This is a genomic window from Pelomonas candidula (assembly GCF_043555985.1).
Classification (GTDB): domain Bacteria; phylum Pseudomonadota; class Gammaproteobacteria; order Burkholderiales; family Burkholderiaceae_C; genus Pelomonas; species Pelomonas candidula.
On sequence record NZ_JBIGIC010000008.1, the window covers coordinates 242467 to 266227 of the forward strand.

Annotated in this window: 11 protein-coding genes; all 11 read right to left on the reverse strand. The window is 69.5% G+C overall.

From position 1 onward, the window contains the following. Positions 1–7: 7 nt before the first annotated feature. Positions 8–1960, reverse strand: coding sequence for a sialate O-acetylesterase (locus ACG04R_RS17405; RefSeq protein WP_394413417.1), 1953 nt, complete (start codon positions 1958–1960; stop codon positions 8–10). A gap of 14 nt (positions 1961–1974) precedes the next feature. After that, positions 1975–4809 (reverse strand): glycoside hydrolase family 31 protein, encoded by a 2835-nt coding sequence (locus ACG04R_RS17410; RefSeq protein WP_394413420.1) that lies wholly within the window; start codon positions 4807–4809, stop codon positions 1975–1977. 124 nt (positions 4810–4933) lie between these two features. Continuing rightward, on the reverse strand, positions 4934–6514 hold the full coding sequence (locus ACG04R_RS17415; RefSeq protein ID WP_394413423.1) for a GH39 family glycosyl hydrolase: 1581 nt from the start codon (positions 6512–6514) through the stop codon (positions 4934–4936). 65 nt (positions 6515–6579) lie between these two features. Then, the gene (locus tag ACG04R_RS17420; protein ID WP_394413426.1) at positions 6580–8940 is read right to left on the reverse strand and encodes a beta propeller repeat protein; all 2361 of its coding nucleotides are present in this window, start codon (positions 8938–8940) and stop codon (positions 6580–6582) included. A 41-nt stretch (positions 8941–8981) separates the two neighbouring features. Then, on the reverse strand, positions 8982–10898 hold the full coding sequence (locus tag ACG04R_RS17425; protein ID WP_394413429.1) for a glycoside hydrolase family 97 protein: 1917 nt from the start codon (positions 10896–10898) through the stop codon (positions 8982–8984). Positions 10899–11234: 336 nt separating this feature from the next. After that, entirely contained in the window at positions 11235–12875 is a 1641-nt protein-coding gene (locus tag ACG04R_RS17430; protein WP_394413432.1) for a glycoside hydrolase family 5 protein, read from the reverse strand. A 67-nt stretch (positions 12876–12942) separates the two neighbouring features. After that, complete coding sequence (locus ACG04R_RS17435) at positions 12943–15744, reverse strand: dockerin (RefSeq protein ID WP_394413435.1); 2802 nt, start codon at positions 15742–15744, stop codon at positions 12943–12945. An 88-nt stretch (positions 15745–15832) separates the two neighbouring features. After that, positions 15833–18346 (reverse strand): WD40/YVTN/BNR-like repeat-containing protein, encoded by a 2514-nt coding sequence (locus ACG04R_RS17440; protein WP_394413438.1) that lies wholly within the window; start codon positions 18344–18346, stop codon positions 15833–15835. A gap of 71 nt (positions 18347–18417) precedes the next feature. Beyond that, positions 18418–19980 carry a family 43 glycosylhydrolase gene (locus ACG04R_RS17445; RefSeq protein WP_394413441.1) on the reverse strand — a complete coding sequence of 521 codons (1563 nt, stop codon included), beginning with the start codon at positions 19978–19980 and terminating at the stop codon, positions 18418–18420. Then, positions 19977–22445, reverse strand: a complete 2469-nt coding sequence (locus ACG04R_RS17450; protein ID WP_394413444.1) for a glycoside hydrolase family 95 protein — start codon at positions 22443–22445, stop codon at positions 19977–19979. The genes ACG04R_RS17445 and ACG04R_RS17450 overlap by 4 nt, the downstream gene beginning before the upstream one ends. Then, the gene (locus ACG04R_RS17455) at positions 22442–23710 is read right to left on the reverse strand and encodes a GDSL-type esterase/lipase family protein (protein WP_394413448.1); all 1269 of its coding nucleotides are present in this window, start codon (positions 23708–23710) and stop codon (positions 22442–22444) included. Before ACG04R_RS17455 ends, ACG04R_RS17450 begins: the two co-directional genes overlap by 4 nt. Positions 23711–23761 lie beyond the last annotated feature (51 nt).

Sequence of the window (23761 nt, forward strand, 5' to 3'; positions counted from 1 at the left end):
TGAGGGTTCAATGGCCGTAGCGGCGGCCGGCGGATTCGAGCGGCCAGTCATCGGTGCGCAGGGGCGGCAGGGGCAGGCCGTCGCCGCCGACGACATTGGCCTCGCTGGCGTTGTTGACCCAGGCATAGCGCGCGGCCACGGGGGTGGCCACGCCGGGGCTGCTCAGCACGATGCGGTCGCCGTCGAGGCGGGCCTCGGCCGGCACCCAGCGGCGGTCGGCGCCGGCCAGGTAGAAGCCCCGCACGGGCTCGCCGCTGCGGGCCGTGCGCAGGCCGCCCACGGTGGTGTCGAAGCGAAGCTCGAACTCGCTGCCCAGGACCTTGTGGCCGGTCAGGCGCGGGCCCGTGGCCGGCGCGTCGCGCAGGCCCAGCTCATGCATCGCGAGGCCGGCCAGGCGCTGGCCCACGGTGCGCTTGTTGCGCGGATGGATGTCCGCCGTGTCGCCCACATCGATGGCCGTGGCCATGCCTGTGTGGGGCAGGGCCAGCGCCGCGGCCTGGCTGGCACGCAACTCGGCCCAGCCGTTGCCGTCCGGCCTGTTGTCCGCCATCGGGAGCCAGGACGCCAGCTGCACGAAGAAGAAGGGCAGGTTGGGGTCGGCGAACTGGGCGCGCCAGTCCTGGATCAGGCGCTTGAAGCCGTCGGCATACGCCGCAGCGCGTCCCGCGTTCTCCTCGCCCTGGTACCAGAGCACGCCGCGCACCGACAGGCCTTGCAGCGGGGCAATCAGGCCGTTGTGGCCCAGGGTCGGGGCGTTGTTGGCGACGGGGCCGCTGGTCACCTGCACCTTCTCGACGCGGGCCTTCCAGGCACCGACGAGCGACAGCGGGCCGGCGGCCGTGTCCAGGCGCAGGTCGGCGGCCTCGCCGTAGATGCCGCCGCCGCCGCCGGTGTCAGTCACGCGCACGGCGATCCAGTTGCTGCCGGCATGGAGAAGGCCGGCCGGCAGGCTGTAGTGGCGCGGCAGTTCCCAGCCGCACTGGCCGCCGATCTTCTGGCCGTTGACCCAGACCTCGTCGCAATCGTCCACCTTCGCCAGGTGCAGCGCTGCGCTGCCCGCAGCCTGCGCCGCGCTGAGCTCGACGCGCTTGCGCATCCAGACCACGCCGTCCACGTCGGGCAGGCCCTGTCCCTCCCAGACGCCCGGGGCGTTGAGCGTGGGCCAGTCGGCGTCGATGTCGGCGGCCGTTGACCAGCTCGACGTGTCCACGTTCTCCGGCGGCAGGCCCTTCTGCCAGGCCACGACGCGCGGCAGCAGTCGTTGCGCCAGGGCCTGGCCGAAGGCAGCGTTGTCAGCCGGCAAGGCGCGCACCGCGGGGGCGAGGTCGGGGTCGCGCAGCGCAGCGTCGCGGCTCATCCAGGTCTCCAGCATGGAGCCGCCCCAGGCGGTGTCGATGAGGCCGATGGGCACGCCCTGCACGGCCTGCATCTGCTTGGCGAAGTGGTAGCCGACGGCGCTGAACTCTCCGACGCGGCCGGGCTCGGCGACGACCCAGGGCGCCGGCGCGATCTCGGCCTCGACCTTGACGCTGGCGCGCAGCGGCACGCGCAGATGCCGCAGCTGGGCGTTCTGCGGCGTGGCCACCTCCTGCGGGCCGGTGTCGGTCACTGCCAGCGGCAGCTCCATGTTGGACTGGCCGCCGAGCAGCCAGACGTCGCCCATCAGCACGTCGTTGAGCACGGCGGTGCCGTCGCCCCTGACGAGCAGGCGGTGCGGACCGCCGGCGGGCAGCGGCGCCATCTGCACACGCCAGCGGCCATCCGCGCCGACGTGGGTGGTGGCCTGGCGTCCCGCGAACTCGACGGTCAGTGTCTTGCCGGGCGTGGCCTGGCCCCACACGCGCAGGGGGCGGTCGCGCTGCAGCACCATGTGGTCACCGAATACTTCGGACAGGCGCACTTCGGCGTGGGCCGTGGCGGCCAGCAGGGACAGCAACAGGGAGAGAGAGGTCTTCTTCATGGGTTCGTGGTCGATCAGGAGAAATTCAGGATGAGGGGGTGGCCTTCGTAGTGCACGGTCCTGGCTTGTTCGGTCTGGCCCGACGCCGCCATCAGGCGCACTCGCAGCTCGCGCCGCGTCACCAGGCCGGGGTAGCGGCCCTGTCGGGCGTCGATGTGCAGCGTGCGGCGCGCGTCGTCCCAGCGCAGCGCGGTGGTGGCGCGCTCGCCGCGTTCATAGCGGTAGGTCTCGCCGTCGTCCTCGTAGAGGGTGAAGCGGCCGTCGGCGCCGGGGTAGACGCGGATCTCCCACGGTGCGTCCGGGCTCTGGCCGGTGTGTTCCACCACCGGCCCCATCGGCACCACCGACCCGGCGCGCACGAACAGCGGGAACTGGTCCAGCGCGTAGTCGCGCACGGCGCTGTCGCCACCCGCGTGGCGCTGGCCGGTCCAGAAGTCGAACCAGTCGCTGCCCGCAGGCAGCAGCGTCGCTTGGCGCTGGTCGAGCTTGGGCTGGGCTTCCACCAGCGCACGCAGCTGGCTGGGCGTGCGCCAAGCCAGGCGCAGCACGCGTCCGCCGCCGTCCTGGAAGAAGTCGATGCGCAGCTTCAGCACCTGGCCTTCGCGCAGCGTCACGCGGCGGCCACCGAAGCGTGCACCGCCGACGGCCCAGTCATCCACGATGAGCTGGTCGTCCAGCCAGACGCGGAAACCGTCATCGCCTTCGGCGCCGATCTCGTACTCGCCGCTCTCGGGCGCGGTGAGCGTGCCGGTCCAGCGCGCCGAGAAGCGGTAAAGGCTGGAGAGGCCAGGGGGGATGCTGCCAAGCGGCGGGTCGGGCCAGCGGTGGTCGATCACCGTGTCGACGGTGCGGCTGGCCGGCTTCTCGAAGTTCATGCCCTCGAAGTACTCCAGCACCAGGCCGGCCTGGCCGTCCGGCGTGCGCAACTGCGTGGGCGGCACGGTGGCGGGCGGCGGCAGCTCGGCGTTGAACATCGCCCGCGTGATCGGCTGCACCAGGAAGGCGGGGCCGAACATGTAGGTGTCGTCCACCTTGCGCAGCGCGGGCTGGTCGGGGAAGTCCATCGCCAGGCCGCGCATCATGATGTAGCCCTCCTGCGTGCTGCGCCAGGCCAGGCTGTAGATGTAGGGCAGCAGCCGGTAGCGAAGCTGCGTGGCGCTCAGCAGCGAGCCGTGGACCGTCGGGTCCAGGGCCTTGAACAGGTAGGGCTCGCGCTCGACGCTGGTGCCGTGGATGCGGTAGACCGGGTTGAAGATGCCGAACTGGTTCCAGCGCGCATAGAGCTCGCGCCAGGCCGGGTTGCGCTCGCCGCCGGCGTAGTTGACGAAGAAGCCCCCCGTGTCCTGCGACCAGTAGGGCAGGCCGGCCATGCCGACGTTGAGGCCTCCGGCGATCTGCTGGCGCAGCACGTTCCAGGACGCCGTCGTGTCGCCCGACCAGGGCAGGGCGGCGTAGCGCTGCTGCCCGGCCCAGGCCGATCGCGTGAGCGTCAGCACGCGCTTGGCACCTGGCCCGGCGGCGCGCTGGCCTTCGTAGACGCCGCGGGTGGTCACGAGGCTGTAGACGTTGAGGTAGCGCGCAAAGTCGCCCATCGCGTTGCGGCCCAGGCGCTTGATGTCGGCCTCGACTTCGCCGGGGTCATGCGCGGCGCCACCCACCTCGACCTCGGTGCCGTCCATCCACAGCGCGTCCACGCCCACGTCGAGCAGGCCCTTCTTCGTGTGCTTGAAATAGATGCGGCGCCCTTCGGCGCTGAAGGCGTCGTAGATGCGTGCGCGCTTGGAGATCCAGTGCAGCGGCTCGAAGCGCAGGCCCTTGGCGTCCAGCTCCTTGGCCAGCGCCGTGTCGTTGCCGATGCTGGGCCAGATCGATGCCATCAGCTTCACGTGCAGCTTGCCATGCAGCTCGCGCGTCATCGCGACGGGGTTGGGAAAGCGCTCGGTGTCCCACACCATGCCGCTCCATTGGCCGTCCCACTCGCGCCCGTTGGGGCCTTCCTTCTCGCCGCCCCAGTACTGCCAGTCCTGCACGATGTAGTCGAGCGGGTAGTGCTCGGCGCGGAAGCGCCGCACGACGTCCAGCAACTGCTGCTGTGTGCGGTAGCGCTCCTTGCTCATGAACAAGCCGAAGGCGGCCCTGGGGAACATCGGCGCGGCACCGGTGAGCTGGCGGTAGCCGGTCATCACGCCGTCCATGTCGTCACCGGCGACGATGTAGTAGTCGGCCCCGGCGGGTGCGCTCTCGGCGCGGAAGGTTGCACCGTCGGGCCCGTCGCTGAACGTCATCTTGGAATAGATGTCCCACAGCAGGCCCCAGCGGCGCGTGGAGACCATGAACGGCACGACGATGCCGATGTTGGTCTGCACCATCAGTACGTCGCGGCCCCGGTAATCCATGTAGGGCTCGTTGTACTGGCCCAGGCCGTACAGCGATTCGTCGGGCGTGAGCGTGAAGGTCTGCGCGAGCTGGTAGGTCGGGCTGCCGCTGATGTCGACGCGTTGCAGCTCGGTGGGTGACTGAACGCGCTCGCGCGTGAGCAGGCGACCGTCGGCGGCGAAGAAGGCTAGCGCGCCGCTGCGCTTGTCGACCGTGACGCGCAGGCCGGGGCCGGTGACCGTCAGCGCATCGGCATCGTCACGCACGTCGACGGCGACCTGCCTGGGCCTGGCCACCACCACCAGGCTGGGCTGGGTGCTGTAGGCCTCGCCGAGGTGGGCGGTCACGCGCAACAGGCCCGGGCCGTAGAACAGCAGGCTCTTGGTCAGCCCGCCGACGCGGAACTGCAGCCCTTCGGCCACGCGCAGCCAGGCGAAGCCTTCGGGAGCAGCAGCCAGGGGCAGGGCCTTCATCTGCCCGGCGGCGTCGAGGGCGGAGTGGGGCGCGGTGGCGGCAGTCGCCGGCGAAGGGAGCATTCCCGCGGCCGGGGCGCAGGCCATCAGGCCGAAAACATCGCGACGTTTCATTGCTGTCGGGTCATTGCTTGGCCGGTTCCAGCGTCAGCAGCGTGATGTCGTTGCTGCGCATCGGCACGGTGAAGTTGAACAGGCCGTCCTTGGCGACGGTGACGGTACGCGTGGTCTCGGGCCGGTCCTGGGTCAGCGACTGCAGCTTGGCGAGCTGGCCGGCGTCGAGCTGCTTGGGCGCGCCCATCTCGAGGTAGGCCGTGTAGGCGTCGTTGGCCTTGTAGCCGGTGCGGCGCAGCTCCAGCCGGTAGGCGCCGGGCTTGAGGTTGCGCAGCGCCAGCTTGACCGTCGATGCCGGGCCGTTGGGCACCGGCTTGCCGAAGAACACGCCGTTGCCCATTTCCTTCTGGTCGGGGTGCTGCCAGTCCCAGGCCAGCACGGCGGTCTTGTCGCCCTGGGTGGCGGCCAGCACCTTGTCGTCGGTGCTCGGGATTTCGTTGCCGCGCAGTGCGTTGAGGTACTTGTAGGCGAACCAGCTCGACTTGCGCACGCCCTCGCGGGTCATCAGCCCGAAGCCGCCGTGGAAGGGCGCATCGGGCGGGCCCGGCTCCTCGAACAGGTCGCTGTAGGTCCAGTAGCTCATGGCCTGGGCGTAGCCGCGCGTGGCGCGCAGCTTGGTCAGCATCCAGGGCGCGCTGATGTAGCTGTCATGCACCTTGTCGCGCGGGCTGTAGCTCGTGCTCCACTCGGTGACGTAGAGCGGCAGGTGGGGGTAGGGCGAGTCCTCGATCTCCTTTCGGTTGCGGCGCACGTCGCCGATGATGGAGTTGGGATCGACGGCCAGGATCTTGTCGGTGCGCTTGCCGAACTCGTCGAGGAAGCCCTCGGTCACGCCGTAGGTGTGGGTGGTGACGAAGTCCACCGGCACGGCGTTGGCCTTGCAGTAGGCGAGGAACTCGGGCACCCAGGCCGCACCGGCGGTGGACGGGCCACCAACCAGCAGCGCCGGGTCGACGCGCTTGAGGGCGCGGGCAGTGATCGCGTAGAGCTCGAAATAGTCCTTCGACTGGCCGCCTTCGAAGAAGCCGGCCAGGTTGGGTTCGTTCCAGACCTCGAACGGCCACTGGCGCACCTCGTGGGCGCCGTAGCGCTCGATGAGGTGGCGCCCGAAGGCCTCGATCAATTCGGCCCAGGGCCCGGGTTGCGGATGCGAGGTGTTGCCCTTCCAGTAGAAGATCGTCTGCTCCGACGTCTTCATCGCCGAGGGCGTGAAGCCCAGCTCGACGAGGGGCTTGATGCCGCGGGCGAGCAGGTCGTCGTAGAGCTTGTCGATGCCGCTGAAGTCGTAGCTGATGCGGCCATCGACCTTGCGCACCGTGCCGAGCTTGTCGTGGAAGATGTCGTGGAAGCGCACGTAGCGAAAGCCCAGCTCGCCGACGGCGATCTGGAGCTGCGCCATGTTCTCCGGCCGGCCGGTGGTGCCGGGGAAGTCGGCACCGACGGACAGGTCGAAGAAGCGGTCCATGGGCTTGGTCGCCGCCGCGTGATCGAGTGCCACCTCGCGGTTGGCGGGCGGCGAGGCCTGGGAGGTCGAGATCAGGCCGAGCGAAAGCAGGGCCGCCGCGAGCGGGTGCCGGAGGGGGCGGGGCATGGGAAGCGAGGACATGGTCATGGGTGGTGCCGTGGGTGGGCTGCGGGTGTCGGGAGCTTTCGGGTTCAATTGCTGTACAGCAGGCCGCGGCCGGTGCCGCTGACGTAGATCCGGCCGTAGGTGTTCTGGTCGGCCGCCATCACGCCGATGCCGCCGAACTGATGGGCATCGTCGTTGAAGCGCGTCCAGGTCGCGCCGCCGTCGTCGGAGACGTAGACGCCCCACACGCTGTTGATCACGCCCACCACGTACACGGCGGCGGAGTAGGTCGCGCCGGTCTTCGCCTTGCCCAGCGCGATCACGCTGGCGCCCTGGGCCATCACATTGCCTTGCGCGTCGTGGGTCGATGCGAAGTTGCCGACCTTGGTCCAGGTCGCGCCCGAGTCGGTCGAGTGGAAGACGGCGCTGCCGTCGGCCAGCCAGACGTCGCCTTCCGCATTGGGGTTGACGGCCATGAACGTGGTCCACCAACCGTCTGCCGACAGCCCGGCGGACTGCGCCCCCTGGCTCAGTGCGAAGGTGTGGCCGCCGTCCGTGGACACGTAGACCTTGGGCTTCAGGTTGCTCCAGGTGGCGCCGCCCGAGTCGTAGGCATAGACCTTGTTGGTGTTCTGGCGGTCGGCGACCAGGCGGTAGCCGCGGCCCACGCCGCCCTGGCCGATGGTGGCCAGCGCGGGCAGGTTGGTGGCTGTCCAGCCGGCGCCGTTGTTGGTGGAGTAGGACGGCACCGAGTTGGCCGGCCCCCAGACGATGTTGTTCCGCGACGTCACGGCGATGCTGGCTTCGCCGCCCGTGTTGGCCGCAGCACCCGCGGGCAGGTTGCTGAATCTGGTCCAGGTCTTGCCGCTGTCGCCCGACCAGTAGCCGTACGCCTTGCCGTCGGCGTTGGAGAGGCCGGAGCCGACGATGTAGGCCGACTCGGCCCACGCCATGTCGGCTGCAAGGCCGTTGCTCCACCCCAGCCCCGGGCCGTAGGTCGGCGTCACCGCCAGGTCCGTCTGCACCCAAGCACCCACGTCGCCCGCGCTGTTGATGAACTTGTACGTCGCGCCTGCCGGTGGCGTGACCAGGGCGAGCGTGGCGGTTTCCTCCAGCCCCTTGACGTCGCTGTTCCAGGTGGGTGCGGCCGCCGAGGCGGTCCTGGTCTCGACGATGCCGCCGCCATGCACGTGCAGGATGTGGTTGCTGTCCGAAGGATCGATTTCGATGTCGTCGACCCAGCCGGACGCCGTGTTGCCGGGCATGCCGGCTTCGATCTCGCGCCAGGTCTTGCCGGCGTCATCGGACAGCTGCACGACCTCGCCGCCGCCCCAGGAGTTGCTCACGCCCAGCGCAATGCGGGTGGTGGCGCCGCTGCCGGAGACCGACACGCTGCCGATGCCGTAGCTCGTCCACTGCGTCGGGTCCACGCTGTGGAGCAGGGTCCAGGTCGTGCCGTCGAATTTGTACAGGCGGCCGGGCCCTCCTGCGCCAGGACTGGCGCCGGTGGTGAACGCGACATAGAACATGCCGTCGGCGGCGCGCACCATGTGAGGGATGTACATGCCGGTGACCGGGGTGGCCACGGCCGTCCACGAGGCGCCGCCGTCGGTGGACTTGTAGAGGCTGGAACTCAGATTCGCCGCCGTGACGTAGTCCGGCTCGATGGCGACGTACAGGGTCTGGGTGGCCGTGCCCGCGCCCTTGGTGCCGGTATCGAAGAGGACCACGCCGATGCCGTGCATGCTCGACGTCGACGTGACGGAGGACAGCGAGGTCACCTGGGCCCAGGTGCGCCCGGAGTCCACGCTCTTCCAGAGGCCGGCCTGGCGCGAGCCCGAGAACAGGATCGACGGCTTGTTCGGATCGACAGCCAGGCGCTCGCCGGTGGCGCGGCCGGGGTTGTTTCCGCCCAGCGCGAAGGGCAGGGGGACGTGTATCCAGGTGTCGCCACGGTTGCTGGAGATGTAGAGGCGGCCGTTGCCTTCGAACGTGTACATGCCGGTGGACATGTAGACGAGCTGGTCGTCGTTCGGGTCGAGGGCAATGCTCTCGATGCCGTGGAAGCGGCTCTCGCCGCCACCGAAACCCACGCCGTCGGTGATGGGCGTCCAGGACGAGGACGTCGCGTCCCAGCGATAGGCGCCGCCGATGTCGGTGCGCGCGTACAGCAGGTTGGCCGTGGTCGGGTGGTAGATCAGGCCGGTGACGTAGCCGCCGCCGCCGAACTTCACGCTCGTCCAGCTCGAAGCCGCGGTGGTGGGCGGCGGAGGTGGAGGAGGCGTCGTACCGCCGCCGGAGGGCGGGGGCGGAGGAGGTGTCGTGCCGCCGCCGGAGGGCGGAGGCGGGGGCGTCGGGCTACCGCTGCCGCCACCACCGCCACCGCAACCCGCCACGAGCGTGGCGGCGACAAGGGAAAGCGTGACGAGTTGCTTGCTGTACTTCATGGGGAATATCGAGAGTCGGTTGGTCGAGGGCGCGGGTTGCTTTATTTGGCGGCTTGGGGCTCCAGCACCACCGCGGCGCCGCCGGATGCCGCCAGCGACAGGCCCAGCACGTCCTTGGCGGTCACGTTGCGTTCGGTGCGGTGCACTTCCCGCGCGCCTTCGCCGTCCTGCCAGATGGTGGCCTTCCAGCGGCCTGGGGGCAGGAAGCCGAGCGAGACCTTTTCGGTGCGAGCCTGGTCGGACGTCATCGCGCCGAGGTACCAGGTCTTGCCCTGGCGGCGCGCCAGCACGATGTCCTGACCTGGCTCGCCGGAGATGAAGCGGGTCTCGTCCCAGGCCGTAGGCACCCGCTTGATGAAGTCGAAGCCGGCTTCGCCGCGGTAGGCCGAGGGGTCGTCGGACACCATCTGCAGCGGGCTGTCGTAGACGACGTACATCGCCAGCGTCTGGCCGCGCGTGTTCTGCACCAGCGGCATTTCGGCGCGCACCTCGAAAGTGGCCGGTGTCGCGTTGCGGAAGCCGCCGGGCGTGTAGTCCATGGGCCCGGTCAGCATGCGGGTGTAGGGCAGCATCAGGTTGTGCCGCGGGGTCACGCGCCGGTCCATCTTGCTCCATTCGGCGCCGAGCACGCCCTCCTGGGTGATGAAGTTCGGATAGGTGCGCTGCAGGCCGGCCGGCACATAGGCGCCATGCAGGTCCAGCAGCAGGTGGCGCTGGGCGGTGGCAGCGGCGGCGCGGTGGTAGAAGTCCACCACCTGCTGGTCGTCGCGGTTCATGAAGTCGACCTTGATGCCCTTGATGCCCCAGCGGACATAGGTGTCCAGCACCTCGTCCATGCGCGCGTCCAGATGCACCCAATGGACCCACAGCAGCAGGCTCACGCCCTTGGCCTGGGCGTAGCGCACGAGCTCCGGCATGTCGATGCCGTCGGCCGGGCGGGTGATGTCGGTCTTGGGGTTGGCGTCACAGCAGCCGCTCGGGCCCGAGGCCCAGTTGGCATCGATGAGGTAGTAGGGGAAGCCGGACTCGGCGGCGAAGTCGATGAAGCGCTTGTAGGCCGCCATGTCGGGCTTCATGCCCACCAGCGGGCCGGACCACCAGTCCCACGCCGCCTTGCCGGGCTTGACCCAGCTGAAGTCACCCGTTGGTGCCGGGTTGAGGTTGCCCACCAGTTGCGACTCGATGAGCTTGCCGGCCTGGTCGGCCATCATGACGGTGCGCCAGGCGGTCGTCAGGCCGCCGGTGGAGACGAAGGCAGGCCCTTGTCGCCCGGGCACGGCGGACAGCTGCACGCGCAGCGCTTCGCCGTCGCGGCGCAGCGAGGCGCCGGTGTAGCCCTGGAGGTGGGCCTGCGTGATGGCGTAGTGCGTCCGGCCGGAGGGCGTGGCGCAGACCACCGGCACGTCATAGGCTGCACCGGCCTTGAGCTCGGAAATGCGCTGGCTCGCGAACTGCACCTCGTGTGCGCCGTCGACCGGCGCGACCAGGCAGGACGGGTCGCCGGCCGGCACGAAGGCGGTGGACTCGTCACGCAGCTTCACGGGCTCCGCGCCTTCCAGTCGGTAGCGGAAGGCCACGCCGTCGTCGTAGGCGCGGGCGTCGAGCAAGACGCGGCGGCGGCTGCCAGCGGCTTCGCGGAAGGCCAGCGTTGCGCCGACATAGTGATCGCGTGCCGTGGCCGCCTTGGTGGCGACGAGGGGAATGACGCGGTCTTCCTTCGTGTCCTGGCGCGACTCCAGCTTCAACAGGCCGAAGGCGGGCTGGCCGTCCAGCTCGAGGCCCAGGGGCGACGGGGCGATGACGGTCTCGCCCTTGCGGACGATGCTGAAGCTGCTGGCATCGTCGGCGATGCGCAGGGTGATGCTGCCGTCGGGAGAGGCCAGGACGAGGTCGGCGGCGTGGGCGCCGGAGGCTGCCAGGGCGAGCAGGGCGGCGGCGATGCGGGTGGTCTTGTTCATGTGCTTGGGGATGTCTTGCTATGTCTTCGTCTTCATCAGGCCTGGCCTCGGGTCCATCTGATCTCGAGGCCGCGGCGCTTGCGCTTGAATGTCGGGCTGTGCCAGCGCGACGAGGTGCTCGGTGTCAGCCCTGGCGTAAAAATCGATCGGAGCCTCGGGGTCTCTTTGCTCGGCCTTCCAGCGGGGGCTATCTCCATGAAGCCGACTCATGAAGTAGGCGCGGTAGGCGTTGGCGTTCCGCGCTTGGGAAGCGTGCGGGTATCGGCCCCGCTGTTCACTGGACGCTGTCGAGGGGGCCTTCGGCGGAAGCCGCAGAGGGTCCCCTCGAACGATCCATCACTTGGTGGCGTTGACGATGATGTTGATCTCGTCAGGCGTCTTCACCGCGCCGGTGTTGCGGTCGATCATCTCGCCCGTGTCCCACCACATCGGCACCAGGCCATGCAGCCAGGCCGAACGCGTGACGTACTGGGCCCAGGCCTTGCGGTATGGCGGCATGCCTGGGTAGTTCGGCTTGTTGTAGGCGCCGTACTCACCCATGATGACCGGCACACCCTGGTCGACGAAGCGAGTCTTCATCTTCTGGAACTCCGCGTCGACGTAGGGCTCGTCGGCCCAGGTCTCGGTCGGGTTGGTGGCGGTGGCGCCCCACTGCCACATCGTGCTGCTGCTGTTGAGCGTGAAGTCGTACGGGTCGTAGTAGTGGATCTCGAAGAACAGGCGGTTGGCGATGGTGTCGGTCGGCAGCACCGCCGATGCGGTGGAGATGTCGATGTTGGTCTCGTAGCCTTGCACGACGAGGTGGCGCCTAGCGTTGTTGCCGCCGCTGGCGCGCACGGTGTTCACGAACACCTGGTTGTAGCCGTTCACCACGTCCAGCCACTCCTGCGCCTTGGGCACGCCCCACGGCGCGTTCGACTTGCCAACCTCGTTCATGCCGGCGAACAGCAGGTAGTCGTCGAAGTCCCTGAAGTTGGCGGCGATCTGCGTCCACAGCTTGGCCAGGTGGGCATTGTTGGCGGCCTGTGCGGAGTAGACGGTGTTGTCCAGGTCGTAGCCGTCATGGTGCACGTTGATGATGACGTAGAGGCCGGCGGCGCGGGCGTACTTGACGACCTGCGTGACGCGCGCCATCCATGCCGGATCGATGTTGTAGCTGGCATCAGCGTGGGGGCCCCATGTCACCGGCACGCGGACGCTCTTGAAGCCTGCAGCCTTGATGCCGTTCAGCAGCGTCTGGGTGATCAGCGGGTTGCCCCAGGACGTCTCGGTCGGCGTTGCATCCAGTGTGTTGCCGATGTTCCAGCCGGGAGACATCTCCTTGGACATCTGCATGCTGGTGATGTTGCGCATCGCGCCGGCCAGGCCGATCGTGAACGTCTGCAGTGTCTTGGCGCCGCAGGCGTTGGTGTAGGTGGCCGTGGCCGTGCAGGCGGCCGTGGGCCTGATGGTCTGCTCGCGCGCGCCGCCTGCGGTGCCGCAGCCGTTCCAGGTCCACATGCCGCCCGCCGTGGGCTGCGGGCCGAGGATGGCCGATTCGCCAGTCGGCACAGAGGCCGAGGCGGTCTGCGTCCAGTTGCCACTCACGTTGATATAGGGCGTTATGGCCGTGGGTGTGCAGTTGCCGCCCCGCGTGGCCGAGGACGCTCCGGAGTTGTAGCTTCCCGCCGCGGTGCTGAACTTGACCCAGTACCAGTAGGGCGTGCCGGTGCTCGCCGACGTGTCGGCATAGCTGGTGGCCGTCTTGGTCAGGCTGGCGATGCGGCTGCGGCCGGCCGGGTCGGCAGTGGTGCTGCGATAGACCTCGAGGCCGTTGGCGGCGCCGCTGACGGTCCAGCTCAGCTGCACCTGGTCGGCGGTGCCGTTGGCAACCAGGCAGACGGTCGTGCCGCCGCCGCTGCCGCAGTTCTGGGCCTGGGCGACCGTGCCTGTGCCGGCCCCGAGGGCCAGCACCAGGGTGGATATCAGGAGTTTCATCGTTCTACCTATCAAGTGGGATTGAAGGGCCCGGCCGGTTGTCTCCCCCGGTCATGGGCGTTATGGGTCAGTTGCTGTAGTTCACGCCACGGCAGCTACCGCCGACGTAGACGCGCCCGTAGCTGGCGTTGTCGGCCGCCATCACGCCGGCGCCCGCGTACTGGTGGGCGTCGTCGTTGTGGCGCTGCCAGGTGGCGCCGCCGTCGTCGGAGCGCCAGACGCCCCAGAGGTTGTTGATGACGCCGACCACATAGACCGCGGCCGAGTAGCCGGCGCCGGCCTTCGGCTTGCCGAGGGCGACGATGCTCGCGCCGGCCACTTCGGGGCCGAACCAGTCCTGGCGCCCGTTCCAGATCGGCGCGAAGGTGTTCAGCTTGTTCCAGGTCGCACCAGAGTCCAGTGAGTGGTAGAGGGCCAGGCCATCGGCCACCCAGAGGTCACCCTCGGCGTTCGGATTCACCGCCATCGACGACGAGCCGAAGGGCGCGAAGCGCATGTTGGCCGATACGGAACCGGGGCTCACCGCGAAGCTGTGGCCGCCATCGGTCGACACGTAGACCTTGGCCTGGGTGTAGGTCCACCACGCGCCACCCGAGTCGTAGGCATAGACCTTGTTCGGGTTCTTGCGGTCCGCCACCATGCGATAGCTGCGCGGGATGCCGACGGACGAGAGGGCGCCCAAGTTGGTGGCCGTCCAGCTCGCGCCGCTGTCGGAGGTGTAGGAGGGCACCGAGTCGGCCGGCGCCCAGACCACCTTGTTGCGCGCCGTGACGGCGAGGTTGGAGGCGGCGTCGGTGTGATCCGCGGCACCGGGCGGCAGCTTGGCGAAGCTGGCCCAGGTCTGGCCGCCGTCGCCCGACCAGTAGCCGGCACCGACCTGGGCGCCCGAGGAGTTGTTGACGACGCCGCCCGCGGCGATGTAAGTCGGGTCCGACCACGCCGTGTCGGCGGAGTTGCCGCTGCTCCACTGCTTGTACGGGTTGCGGGTCGGGGTCTGGGTGAGGTCGGTGTGGACCCAGGTGCCGACGTCGCCCGAACTGTTGATGAAGACATAGGGGGCGCCGGCCGGCGGGGTCCTGAGGCCCAGAGTGCAGGTCTCCTCCAGGCCGTTGACCGACGAGTTCCAGGTGGGCCGCGACGACGAGGCGGTGCGGGTTTCGACGATGCCGCCGCCGTGCACATGCAGGACGTGGTCGCGGTTGAAGGGATCGATCTCGACGTCGTCGACCCAGCCCGAGGCCGTCTGGCCCGGCATCCCGCCTTCGATCTCCCGCCATGTCCGGCCGCCGTCGTCGGATAACTGGACGATCTGCTGGCCGGGGTAGTTGCCCCAGGTGCCGCTCACGCCGAGGGCGATGCGCGTGCTCGAGCCCGTGCCCGAGACCGACAGGCCGCCGTAGCCGGCGTAGTCGATGCTGCTGAGCAGGGTCCAGGTGCTGCCGTCGAACTTGTACAGGCGACCAGGGCCGGAGTCACCGGGGCCCCTTCCCTTGGTGAACAGCACGTAGAACACGCCGTCGGCGGCTCGCACCATGTGGGGAATGTGGTAGCCGGACACCGGCGTCGTCACCGCGCTCCAGGAGGCGCCGCCGTTGGTCGACTTGTAGAGGTTTCCACCCAGACCCGCCAGGTTGGCGTAGTCGGGCGCGACGGCGGCATAGATCGACTGCGTGGCCGTGCCGCTGCCCTTGGTGCCGGTGTCGTAGACGACGAGTTCGACACCGATCGCCTGACCGCCCAGGCTGTTGAACTGGTCGGTGGTCATCTTGGTGCTCGAGAGCGAACTCACCTGGGCCCAGGTGCGGCCCGAGTCGGTGCTCCTCCAGAGGCCGGCCGTGCGCGAGCCGAAGAACAGCGTCGACGGCTTGTTCGGGTCCACCATCAGGCGCTCGCCGATGGCCCGGCCGAGGTTGTTCGCACCCGCGGAGAAGGGCAGGTCGACATGTGTCCAGCTGTCGCCGCGGTTGCTCGAGATGTAGAGCCGTGCGGTCGCGTCCGTGGAGGCGGAGACACCCGTGACCATGTAGACGAGTTGGTCGTTGGTCGGGTCGAGGGCCAGGCTTTCGACGCCATGGTGGAAGCCCTCGGCGGCCGAGAATCCGTCGGTGATGGCCACCCAGGACGTCGTGGCCTGATCCCAGCGGTAGGCACCTCCCACGTCGGTGCGGGCGTAGAGCAGGTCCTTGGTGGTCGGGTGGAAGATGAGGCCGGTGACGTAGCCGCCGCCGCCGAACTTGACGCTGGCCCAGTTGCCGACTTTGATCGAGAAGGCCTGCTGGCTCTTGGCGCCACAGCTGTTGGTGTAGGTGGCCGTGGCGGTGCAGGCGGCGGTGGGCGTGATGGTCTGCTCGCGCGAGGCACCGGCGGTGCCGCAGCCGCTCCAGCTCCACAGGCCCCCGGACAGCGGGCGAGGGCTGAGGACGGCCGAGGCGCCCGGCTTGATGTTCGCGGAGGCTGTCTGCGTCGCGGTGCCGTTGACGCTGATGTAGGGCGTCAGCGCGGTGGGTGCACAGGCGTTGCCGCCGGTGGCGGCCGCGGAGCCCGAGTTGTAGCTGCCGGCGTTGGTCGTGAACCTGACCCAGTACCAGTACTGGGTGCCGTTGGCGGCCGTGGCGTCGGCATAGCTGGTCGTCGACTTGGCCACGCTGGCAACGCGGACGCGGCCATTGGGGTCGGCGCTGGTGTTGCGATAGATCTCCAGACCATTGACGATTCCGCTGGCGGTCCAGTTCAACTGCACGCCATTGGCGACGCCACCGGCCGCGAGGCAGACCGTGGTGCCGCCGCCGCTGCCGCAACTTTGCGCTTGGGCCGACAAGCCGACGCTGGCGCCCATGGCCAGCAAGAGGGTCGAATACGGGAATCGCATGGTTCTGTCTTTCTTCTGTCGTTCGGGTGAGGGGCTCGAATCCAGTCCAGATGACCGGACACGAGCCCCCGTGGGGGCTCGCTCGCGGTCAGTTGCTGTACAGCAGGCCCCGGCCGGTGCCGCTGACGTAGATCCGTCCGTAGACGTTCTGGTCCGCTGCCATCTGGCCGATGCCGCCGAACTGGTGGGCGTCGTCGTTGTGGCGGGCCCAGGTGGCGCCGCCGTCGTCCGAGCGGTAGACGCCCCACACGCCGTTGATCGTTCCCACCACGTAGATCGCGGCCGAGTACGGCGAACCGGTCTTCGCCTTGCCCAGCGCCACCATGCTGGCGCCCTGCAGGTCGGGCCAAGAGTTGCTGCTGTACACGGACGCGAAGGCGCTGAGCTTGGTCCAGTTCGCGCCCGAATTCACCGAGTGGTACAGGGCGTTGCCGTCGGCCAGCCAGATGTCGCCTTCGACGTTGGGGTTGACGGCCATGGACGTGACCCACCAGCCGTTGGGCGCGAGGTTGGCCGACACCGAGCCCTGGCTGAGCGCGAAGCTGTGGCCACCGTCGTTCGAGACGTACACCTTGCCCGCCGAGGCCCACCAGGCGCCGCCGGAGTCGTAGGCATAGACCTTGTTCGAGTTGCGGCGATCGGCTGCCAGGCGGTAGCCGCGATTCCAGCCCACGGCGGCCAGCGCCGGCAGGTTGGTCGCAGTCCAGCTGGCGCCGTTGTTCATCGTGTACGAGGGCACCGAGTTGGCCGGCGCCCAGACGAAGTTGTTGCGCGCCGTGACGGCGATGCTCGACTCGCCGCTGGTGTTGCTCGTGGCGCCGGCGGGCAGGCTCGCGAACGTCGCCCACGTCTTGCCGGCGTCGCCCGACCAGTAGCCGGTGCCGACGCCGGTCGAGTTGACGACGCCGCTGCCGGCGATGTACGTCGGGTCGGACCACGCCATGTCGGCAAAGATGCCGTTGCTCCAGCCCAGGCCGGGGCCCAGGGTCGGCGCGGTCGTCAGATTCGTGTCGACCCAGGTGCCGACGTCGCCCGCGCTGTTGACGAAGAGGTAGGACGCACCCGCCGGCGGCGTCGCGATGGACTGGGTCGCGGTCTCCTCGATGCCGGTGACGCTGGCGCTCCAGGTCGGGGTGGCCGAGGATGCGTTGCGGGTTTCGATGACGCCGCCGCCGTGCACGTGCAGGATGTGGTCGCGGTTGGCCGGGTCGATCTCGACGTCGTCCACCCAGCCCGACGCGGTTACGCCGGGCGTCTGCGCCTCGATTTCACGCCAGGTGCGGCCGCCGTCGTCGGACAGCTGCACGATCTGCTGGCCGCTGTAGTTGCCCCAGGAGTTGGTCACGCCCAGTGCGATCCGGGTGGTCGCGCCGGTGCCGGATACCGACACGCCGCCGAGGCCGAAGTTCGTGCCCCCGTTCGGGTCTTCGCTCTTGAGCAGGGTCCAGTTGGTGCCGTCGAACTTGTAGAGCCGGCCCGGACCGCCTGCGCCCGGCCCGGCATCCTTGGTGAAGACGACGTAGAACACGCCGTCGGCGGCGCGCACCATGTGCGGAATGTGATAGCCCGACACGGGGGGCGTGATGGCGCTCCACGAGGCGCCGCCGTTGGTGGACTTGTACAGGGTGGCGGTCAGGCCGGACACGCTGGCGTAGTCAGGGGCGATGGCCGTGTAGATCGTCTGCGTGGCCGCGCCGGTGCCCTTGGTGCCGGTGTCGTAGACGACCAGCTCGACGCCCATCGCACTGCCGACTGCGCTGATCTGGGCGGCCGTCATCTTGGTGCTGGAGAGCGAGGTCACCTGAGCCCAGGTGCGGCCCGAGTCGGTGCTCTTCCACAGGCCGGCGGTGCGCGAGCCGTAGAACAGGGTCGAGGGCTTGTTGGGGTCGACCATCAGGCGCTCGCCGATGGCGCGGCCGCCGTTGTTGCCGCCCGTCGAGAAGGGCAGGTTGACGTAGGTCCAGCTGTCGCCGCGGTTGCTCGAGATGTACAGGCGGGCGTCGGCCTTGTCGGAGTTGTACATGCCGGCAGCCATGTACACGAGCTGGTCGTTGTTCGGATCGACGGCAATGCTTTCGATGCCGTGGTACGAGCTCTCGGCGGCACCGAAGCCCAGGCCGTCGGTGATGGGCGTCCAGGAGGACGTGCCCTGGTTCCAGCGGTAGGCGCCGCCGATGTCGGTGCGCGCATACAGCAGGTTCGCGGTCATCGGATGGAAGACGAGGCCACTGACGTAGCCGCCGCCACCGAACTTCACGCTGGCCCAGGTGCCCACGCCGACCGTGAAGTTCTGCGTGCTCCTGGCGCCGCAGCTGTTGGTGTAGGTGGCCGTGGCCGTGCAGGCCACGCTCGGCGAGATGGTCTGCTCGCGCGCGGCGCCGGCGGTGCCGCAGCCGCTCCAGCTCCAGGAGCCGCCGGATACCGGCTGCGGGCCGAAGATGGCCGAGGTGCCGGTCTTGAGAGTGGCGGACGATGTCTGCGTCCAGGTGCCGTTGACGTTGATGTACGGCGTGATGGCTGTCGGCGTGCAGGTCTGCGCAAGGGCCGGCAAGGCCCCGCCGGCGGCGAGGGCCAGCGTCAAGGTTCCCAACTTCAGTCTCATGGTTCTACCTTTCTGGTGAAGGTGCCCGGCCGGTTGTCTCCTCCGGTCACGAGCGTTGTGGAGAGGCCGGCTCAGGGTTCGGGCGCGACCTCGACGACGAGGGACTTGGGTGGGCAGACGCCCAGGCTGCGATAGGTGAAGCGCTTCAGCGAGACCTCGCCGCTGCCGGCGCTGAACAAGGCGAGCCTCAGCGCCTGCATGCTGTCGGATCGACACAGGTGCAGGGCGGAGACGTCGTGGAGCCAGGGGGTGTGGTTCCATGGACCGTCGTCGGCCGCATGCTGGAAGCTGACACGGCGGTGTTCGTGGGTCAGTCGCAGGCGATGGCGGCGGCCGTGAACGGCCTGCTGCATCCAGCGGTGCTGCTGCCCGTAGCTGTAGGTATGCATGCGACCTTCGGCGATGCCGATGCCGGCGAAGCTGCGCGCATCGTGGAAAAGCGCCAGGCCGCCCTGCACGCTGCCGTGCAGCTCGAACTCCAGCTCGGCCTCGTAGCTCGGGTCCATGGCCACGCAGGTCAGCGGCGAGCAGTCGGACAGCCCGCTGCCCTTGCCGGCGAGCAGCAGGCCGTGCGCCGCGTGGCGCACGCGCTGCAGGTCGTTCGGCCCGGCATCGAAGAACTGCCACTGCGTCCCCAGGCGATCACGGCTGAAGTCGTCGCAGCGCGACGGCAGGCAGGGGCTGGAAGCGGCCCGGCCGGGCTTGTGCAATGGCCGGCCGAGCGCGCTGGCGCGATGGCGGAACCAGCCGTCGCGGCCCCAGTCGACGGGTTGCAGCAGCCCTTGGCGGCCCAGCGTGCGGCAGCCCGTTTCCTGGCCGTGGCAGAGCAGCCACCAGTCGCCGTCGGGGCCGGGCACGAGGCAGGCGTTGCCACCGGTCGTCCAGGTGGCGGTGTCCGCCCCTTGCAGCGGGTTGAAGGCGCAGTTCTCCCAGGGGCCGCGGACCGACCGGGAGCGGGCGACCGCCAGCGTGTGGGCGCCGGGCGGGTCTCCGGCGCCGCCCGCTGCGCAGAGCATGTAGAAGAAGCCGTCGCGACGGAACAGCCGCGGGCCGGCCGCGGTGTAGGCGGGCTGCGCGTCATGTGGCAGCGCGACCGTGTGTGCAAGCTCCAGGCGGCCTTGCGTCGCCAGGCCGTCGTCGGTGAGGCCCACGCGGCGTACGCCGTTGACGAAGAGATGCCGGCTGCCGTCCTCGGCCACGATATGGCAGGGGTCGAGGCAGTCCCGCAGGCCGAGGTCGACGGGTTCGCTCCAGGGGCCGCGGATGTCCTGCGCATGCAGCACGAGGAGGGCCGTGCGATGGCCTTGCAAAACGGCCATGTAGAGAAAGTAGCGTCCCGCATGCCGTGCCAGGTCCACGCTACAGACGCTGCCGACGGGCCGGCGCAACGCGGCACCGACCGGTGACCAGTTGACGAGGTCCCGCGAATGCCAGATGACGACGCCGGGCAGGAACTGCTGCGACGCGCAGCTCAGGTAGTAGTCGTCGCCATCCTTGAGCACGCAGGGGTCGGGATGGTCTCCGGGCAGGACGGGGTTGACGAAGCTGCCGTCGCCCCGGTCGGGCCGGCGGCCGTCGAGCGGCACGCCGCACGCGTTGGCCTGAAGGCGCTCGGGCAGCTCCATCGTTCTCATGCCGGGCTCGCGAAGGCCGCTGGATCGACACGGGCCTGGCCTCGCGCATCAAGCATTACCTCGATGCGCCGGCCGCGATGGCGCAGGGCGACGCGCTGGCCGGCGCGGCCACGCAGTTGCGCGCGGGCCAGCCGTCCGTCCTGCCAGTCAACGTCCAGCTCGACGCCGCCATGCGCTCGCACACCGTGCAGCCGTCCCTGCGGCCAGGCCTTGGGAAGTGCCGCGAGCAGATGTACCTCGCCACCCCAGGACTGCACGATCATGTCCAGGATCGCGGCGGCGCCGCCGAAGTTGCCGTCGATCTGGAAGGGGGGATGCGCGTCGAACATGTTCGGGTAGGTGCGCGCCGGCCCGAGCAGCCCCTGCAGGATCTTGTAGGCGCGTTCGCCATCGCCCAGCCGGGTCCAGAGCGCCAGCCGCCAGGCCGTGGCCCAGCCTGTGCTCTCGTCGCCTCGGGTGTTCAGCGTGACCCGGGCGGCCTGGGCCAGCTCTGGCGTGTCGCGCACGTTGATCTGTTCGCTGGGATACACCGCGTAGAGGTGGGACACGTGCCGGTGCTGCTGCTCGGGCGCGCCGGCGTCCCAGTCTTCCAGCCATTCCTGCAGCTGGCCCTGGGCACCGATGCGGTCTGCGGGCAGGCGGGCGCGCGCCTTCTGCACCGCGGCGGTGAAGTCGGCGTCGGCCTGGCCGAGCAGCTTCTGGGCAGCCAGCGTCGCGTCGAAGAGGTCGCGCAGGATCTGGCGGTCCATGGCCGGGCCGGCGCACAGGGCCACGCCGCGGTGGTGCTCGTTCTCGGGCGACAGCGAGGGCGAGGTGACGAGGCCTCGGCCCTGGGGGTCTTCGGTGAGCGTGTCCAGGAAGAACTGCGTGGCGCCCGTGAACAGCGGCACCAGGCGGCGCAGCACGGCCGCGTCGGGCTGGTACTGGTACTGCTGCCACAGCGTCGTGCAGAGCCAGGCGCCGCCGGTGGGCCACATGCCCCACAGCGGGCCGTCGATGGGCGCGGTGGCCCGCCACAGGTCGGTGTTGTGGTGGGCCAGCCAGCCGCGCGCGCCGTAGCTGTCGCGGGCGGTGCGGGCGCCGGTGATGGCCAGCTCCTCGACCATCTTCAGCAGCGGCTCGACGCATTCGCCGAGATTGGTCGGCCCGGCCGGCCAGTAGTTCATCTCGGTGTTGATGTTGATGGTGTACTTGCCCTCCCACGGCGGGTGCAGCACCTCGTTCCACAGCCCTTGCAGGTTGGCGGGCTGGCTGCCCGGCCGCGAGGACGACAGCAGCAGGTAGCGCGCGTACTGCACGTACATCGCCGTCAGCGCCGCATCGGCCTGCCGCGGCACGTCCTGGATGCGGACATGGGTCGGCCGGGCATTCGCCTCGTCGCCGCCGAGGTCGATGTGCAGGCGGCGGAACGGCGCGCGGTGGGCGTCGACGTGGTCCTGGCGCAGCTTGGCAAAGGGCTTGCGCGCTGCAGCGGCGGTGCGCTGGCGCACGGTGGCCACGGGGGCGCCGCTCACGTCCTGGTAGCTGACGTAGCTGGTCTCGCCGGCCACCAGCAGCGTCAGCTGGCGCGCGCCGCGCACACGCAGCTGGTCGCCGATGGCTTCGATCCGGCCATCGCCCACCGCCTGCACGCGCAGCGCGTAGCGCAGCAGGCCTTCAATGCCGAAGGCCTGTACGTTGCGGCCCTCGATCAGCAGCGCGTCGCTGCCGTCGGCGCGTACGGCCAGCGATGCGGGCCGCTTGTCAGTCAGCGGCGATTCGCGGTGGTCCCAAGGGGCGCCGACATAGACCACGCCGTGGGCGTCGTACTTGGTGTCGCCAAAGCTGCCGTAGGGCTGGTAGTCGGGATGGCGGTAGCCGAGGTCGAGGTCGATGACGCCCTCGCCGACGATCTCCAGCCGGATCACGGCGACCTGATCGGGCACGCTGCTGAAGACCTCGCGTTGGTGGCGCGCGCTGCCGTCGAAGAAGCTGGCGCGCGCGATGGCGCTGTCGAGATCCAGGCTGCGGCGATAGCGCGCCGCGCTCTTCAGGCCGGGGAAGTCGAGCAGGAGGTCGCCGGCGCCGCTGAAGGGCATCTGCTTGTTCGGCTTGCCCATCAGCGCCGCGGCGACCAGCTCGTTGGCTTCCTGCCAGCGCTGCTGGCCGATCAGGCTTCGCACCTGAGGGAGGGCCTCGCGGAATTTCGGGTTGTCCTGGACGTAGGGCCCGCCGCCGTAGAGCGTGTCGATGTTGAGCTGCAGCCGCTCCTGCGCCGGGCGGCCGAACACCATGGCACCCAGGCGGCCATTGCCCACCGGGAGTGCCTCGATCCAGGGGCCCGCGGGCTGGTCGTACCACAGCTCCGGCGTGCCGGCGTCGATGCGCGCGGCACCGGCCTGCACCCATTGGGGCAGGGCGGCCAGCAGCGGCGCCATGGCGCTGCCGGCGAGGAAGCCGCGTCGTGACGTGCGTGCGTCGGTCATGGCGTCTGGCCCATCAGCTTCTGCAGGGTCGGCGCCATGGCGCGTTGCCAGATCTCGTAGCCGCGCTCGTTGGGGTGCAGCAGGTCGGGCATGATGTCCTTGCTGAGCGTGCCGTCGGGCTGCAGCAGGGCGGCGCCGATGTCCAGGAAGTGCACGCTGCGGCTGTCGGCATAGCCGGCGATGAGTTTGTTGATGGCCTGGTTGAGCTGGCGTTGACCGTCGTCGGGTTTCTCGCCGCGCGGGAAGATGGCCAGCAGCAGCACCTGGGCCTTGGGCAGGCGCTGGCGGATCTCGTCGAGCAGGCGCTTGATGCCGGCCGCCGTCGTTTCCGGCGCTTCGGCGCGATGGCCGGTGTTGTTGGTGCCGATCATCAGCACGACGGCCTGGGGCGCGATGCCGTCGATCTCGCCATGCTGCAGCCGCCACAGCGCGTTCTCGGTGCGGTCGCCGCCAAAGCCCAGCGCCAGCCCGTGCAGCGGCGCGAAGTGGTGCTGCCAGACCTCGCGGCCTTCCTTTTCCCAGCCCTGGGTGATGGAGTCGCCGATGAAGACGATCTGCGGCGGTGTGCCGGCCTCGAGCAGCTTGCGCTTCTCCTCGAGCTTTTCCTTGTGACGCGGCAGCCACCAGTCAATGGACCAGGACTCGTTCAGCATGGCCGGCGTGACCGACTCGGTGCGGTAGTCGGGGCAGGCCAGGCCGGGCTTCGCGTCGCGGCCGATGCGCACGTTGGCGACGCTGACGCGGCCACTACCCGTACCTTCGAGCGCGAAGGGCAGGGTGACGGCGGAGAAGTCGGCACCCTGGCGGGCGAAGCAGCTCATCGACAACGCGACGTGCTGCCAGCCCTTGCCGGTCCAGCTGCGTGCGGGCTCGATGAGATTGACGCCGCGCTCACAGCCGGAGCCGCAGCCGACCTTGACGCTCAGGCCCCCGTGGCTCAGCTCGGACACGTCCAGGTCGAACTCCAGCGTGCCGCCTGCATAGGGCCTGAGGTCCAGCGGCGAGCGGCTCTCCACGCGCAGCGTCGACTGCCACAGGTCGCGCCAGTCGAACAGCAGTGCGTCGCGCCTGCCGTTGTTGCTGCGGGCGCTGGCGCCGGCATAGGCGTTGCGGGCGTACTCCGCCTTGGGCGGCGGTGCAGCGACACCGTCACCGGTCAGCTCGACCTGCGCGTCCCAATGGCCGACGGTGATGCGCCAGGCGTCAGCCGGCGCGGGAAGGATGGTGAGGTCCTGGGCGCAGACCAGGCCGGTGCTGGCGAACAAGGTGGCGAATAGAAGGGTTTGAAAACGGGACTGCATGGAGAACTTGTGATG

Excerpts from the sequence above, each read along its gene's own strand:
- ACG04R_RS17440 (WP_394413438.1), bottom strand. The coding sequence starts at position 18,346 with ATGAGACTGAAGTTGGGAACCTTGACGCTGGCCCTCGCCGCCGGCGGG.
- ACG04R_RS17450 (WP_394413444.1), bottom strand. The coding sequence starts at position 22,445 with ATGACCGACGCACGCACGTCACGACGCGGCTTCCTCGCCGGCAGCGCC.
- ACG04R_RS17405 (WP_394413417.1), bottom strand. The coding sequence starts at position 1,960 with ATGAAGAAGACCTCTCTCTCCCTGTTGCTGTCCCTGCTGGCCGCCACG.
- ACG04R_RS17430 (WP_394413432.1), bottom strand. The coding sequence starts at position 12,875 with ATGAAACTCCTGATATCCACCCTGGTGCTGGCCCTCGGGGCCGGCACA.
- ACG04R_RS17435 (WP_394413435.1), bottom strand. The coding sequence starts at position 15,744 with ATGCGATTCCCGTATTCGACCCTCTTGCTGGCCATGGGCGCCAGCGTC.
- ACG04R_RS17415 (WP_394413423.1), bottom strand. The coding sequence starts at position 6,514 with ATGCCCCGCCCCCTCCGGCACCCGCTCGCGGCGGCCCTGCTTTCGCTC.
- ACG04R_RS17410 (WP_394413420.1), bottom strand. The coding sequence starts at position 4,809 with ATGAAGGCCCTGCCCCTGGCTGCTGCTCCCGAAGGCTTCGCCTGGCTG.
- ACG04R_RS17420 (WP_394413426.1), bottom strand. The coding sequence starts at position 8,940 with ATGAAGTACAGCAAGCAACTCGTCACGCTTTCCCTTGTCGCCGCCACG.
- ACG04R_RS17445 (WP_394413441.1), bottom strand. The coding sequence starts at position 19,980 with ATGAGAACGATGGAGCTGCCCGAGCGCCTTCAGGCCAACGCGTGCGGC.
- ACG04R_RS17425 (WP_394413429.1), bottom strand. The coding sequence starts at position 10,898 with ATGAACAAGACCACCCGCATCGCCGCCGCCCTGCTCGCCCTGGCAGCC.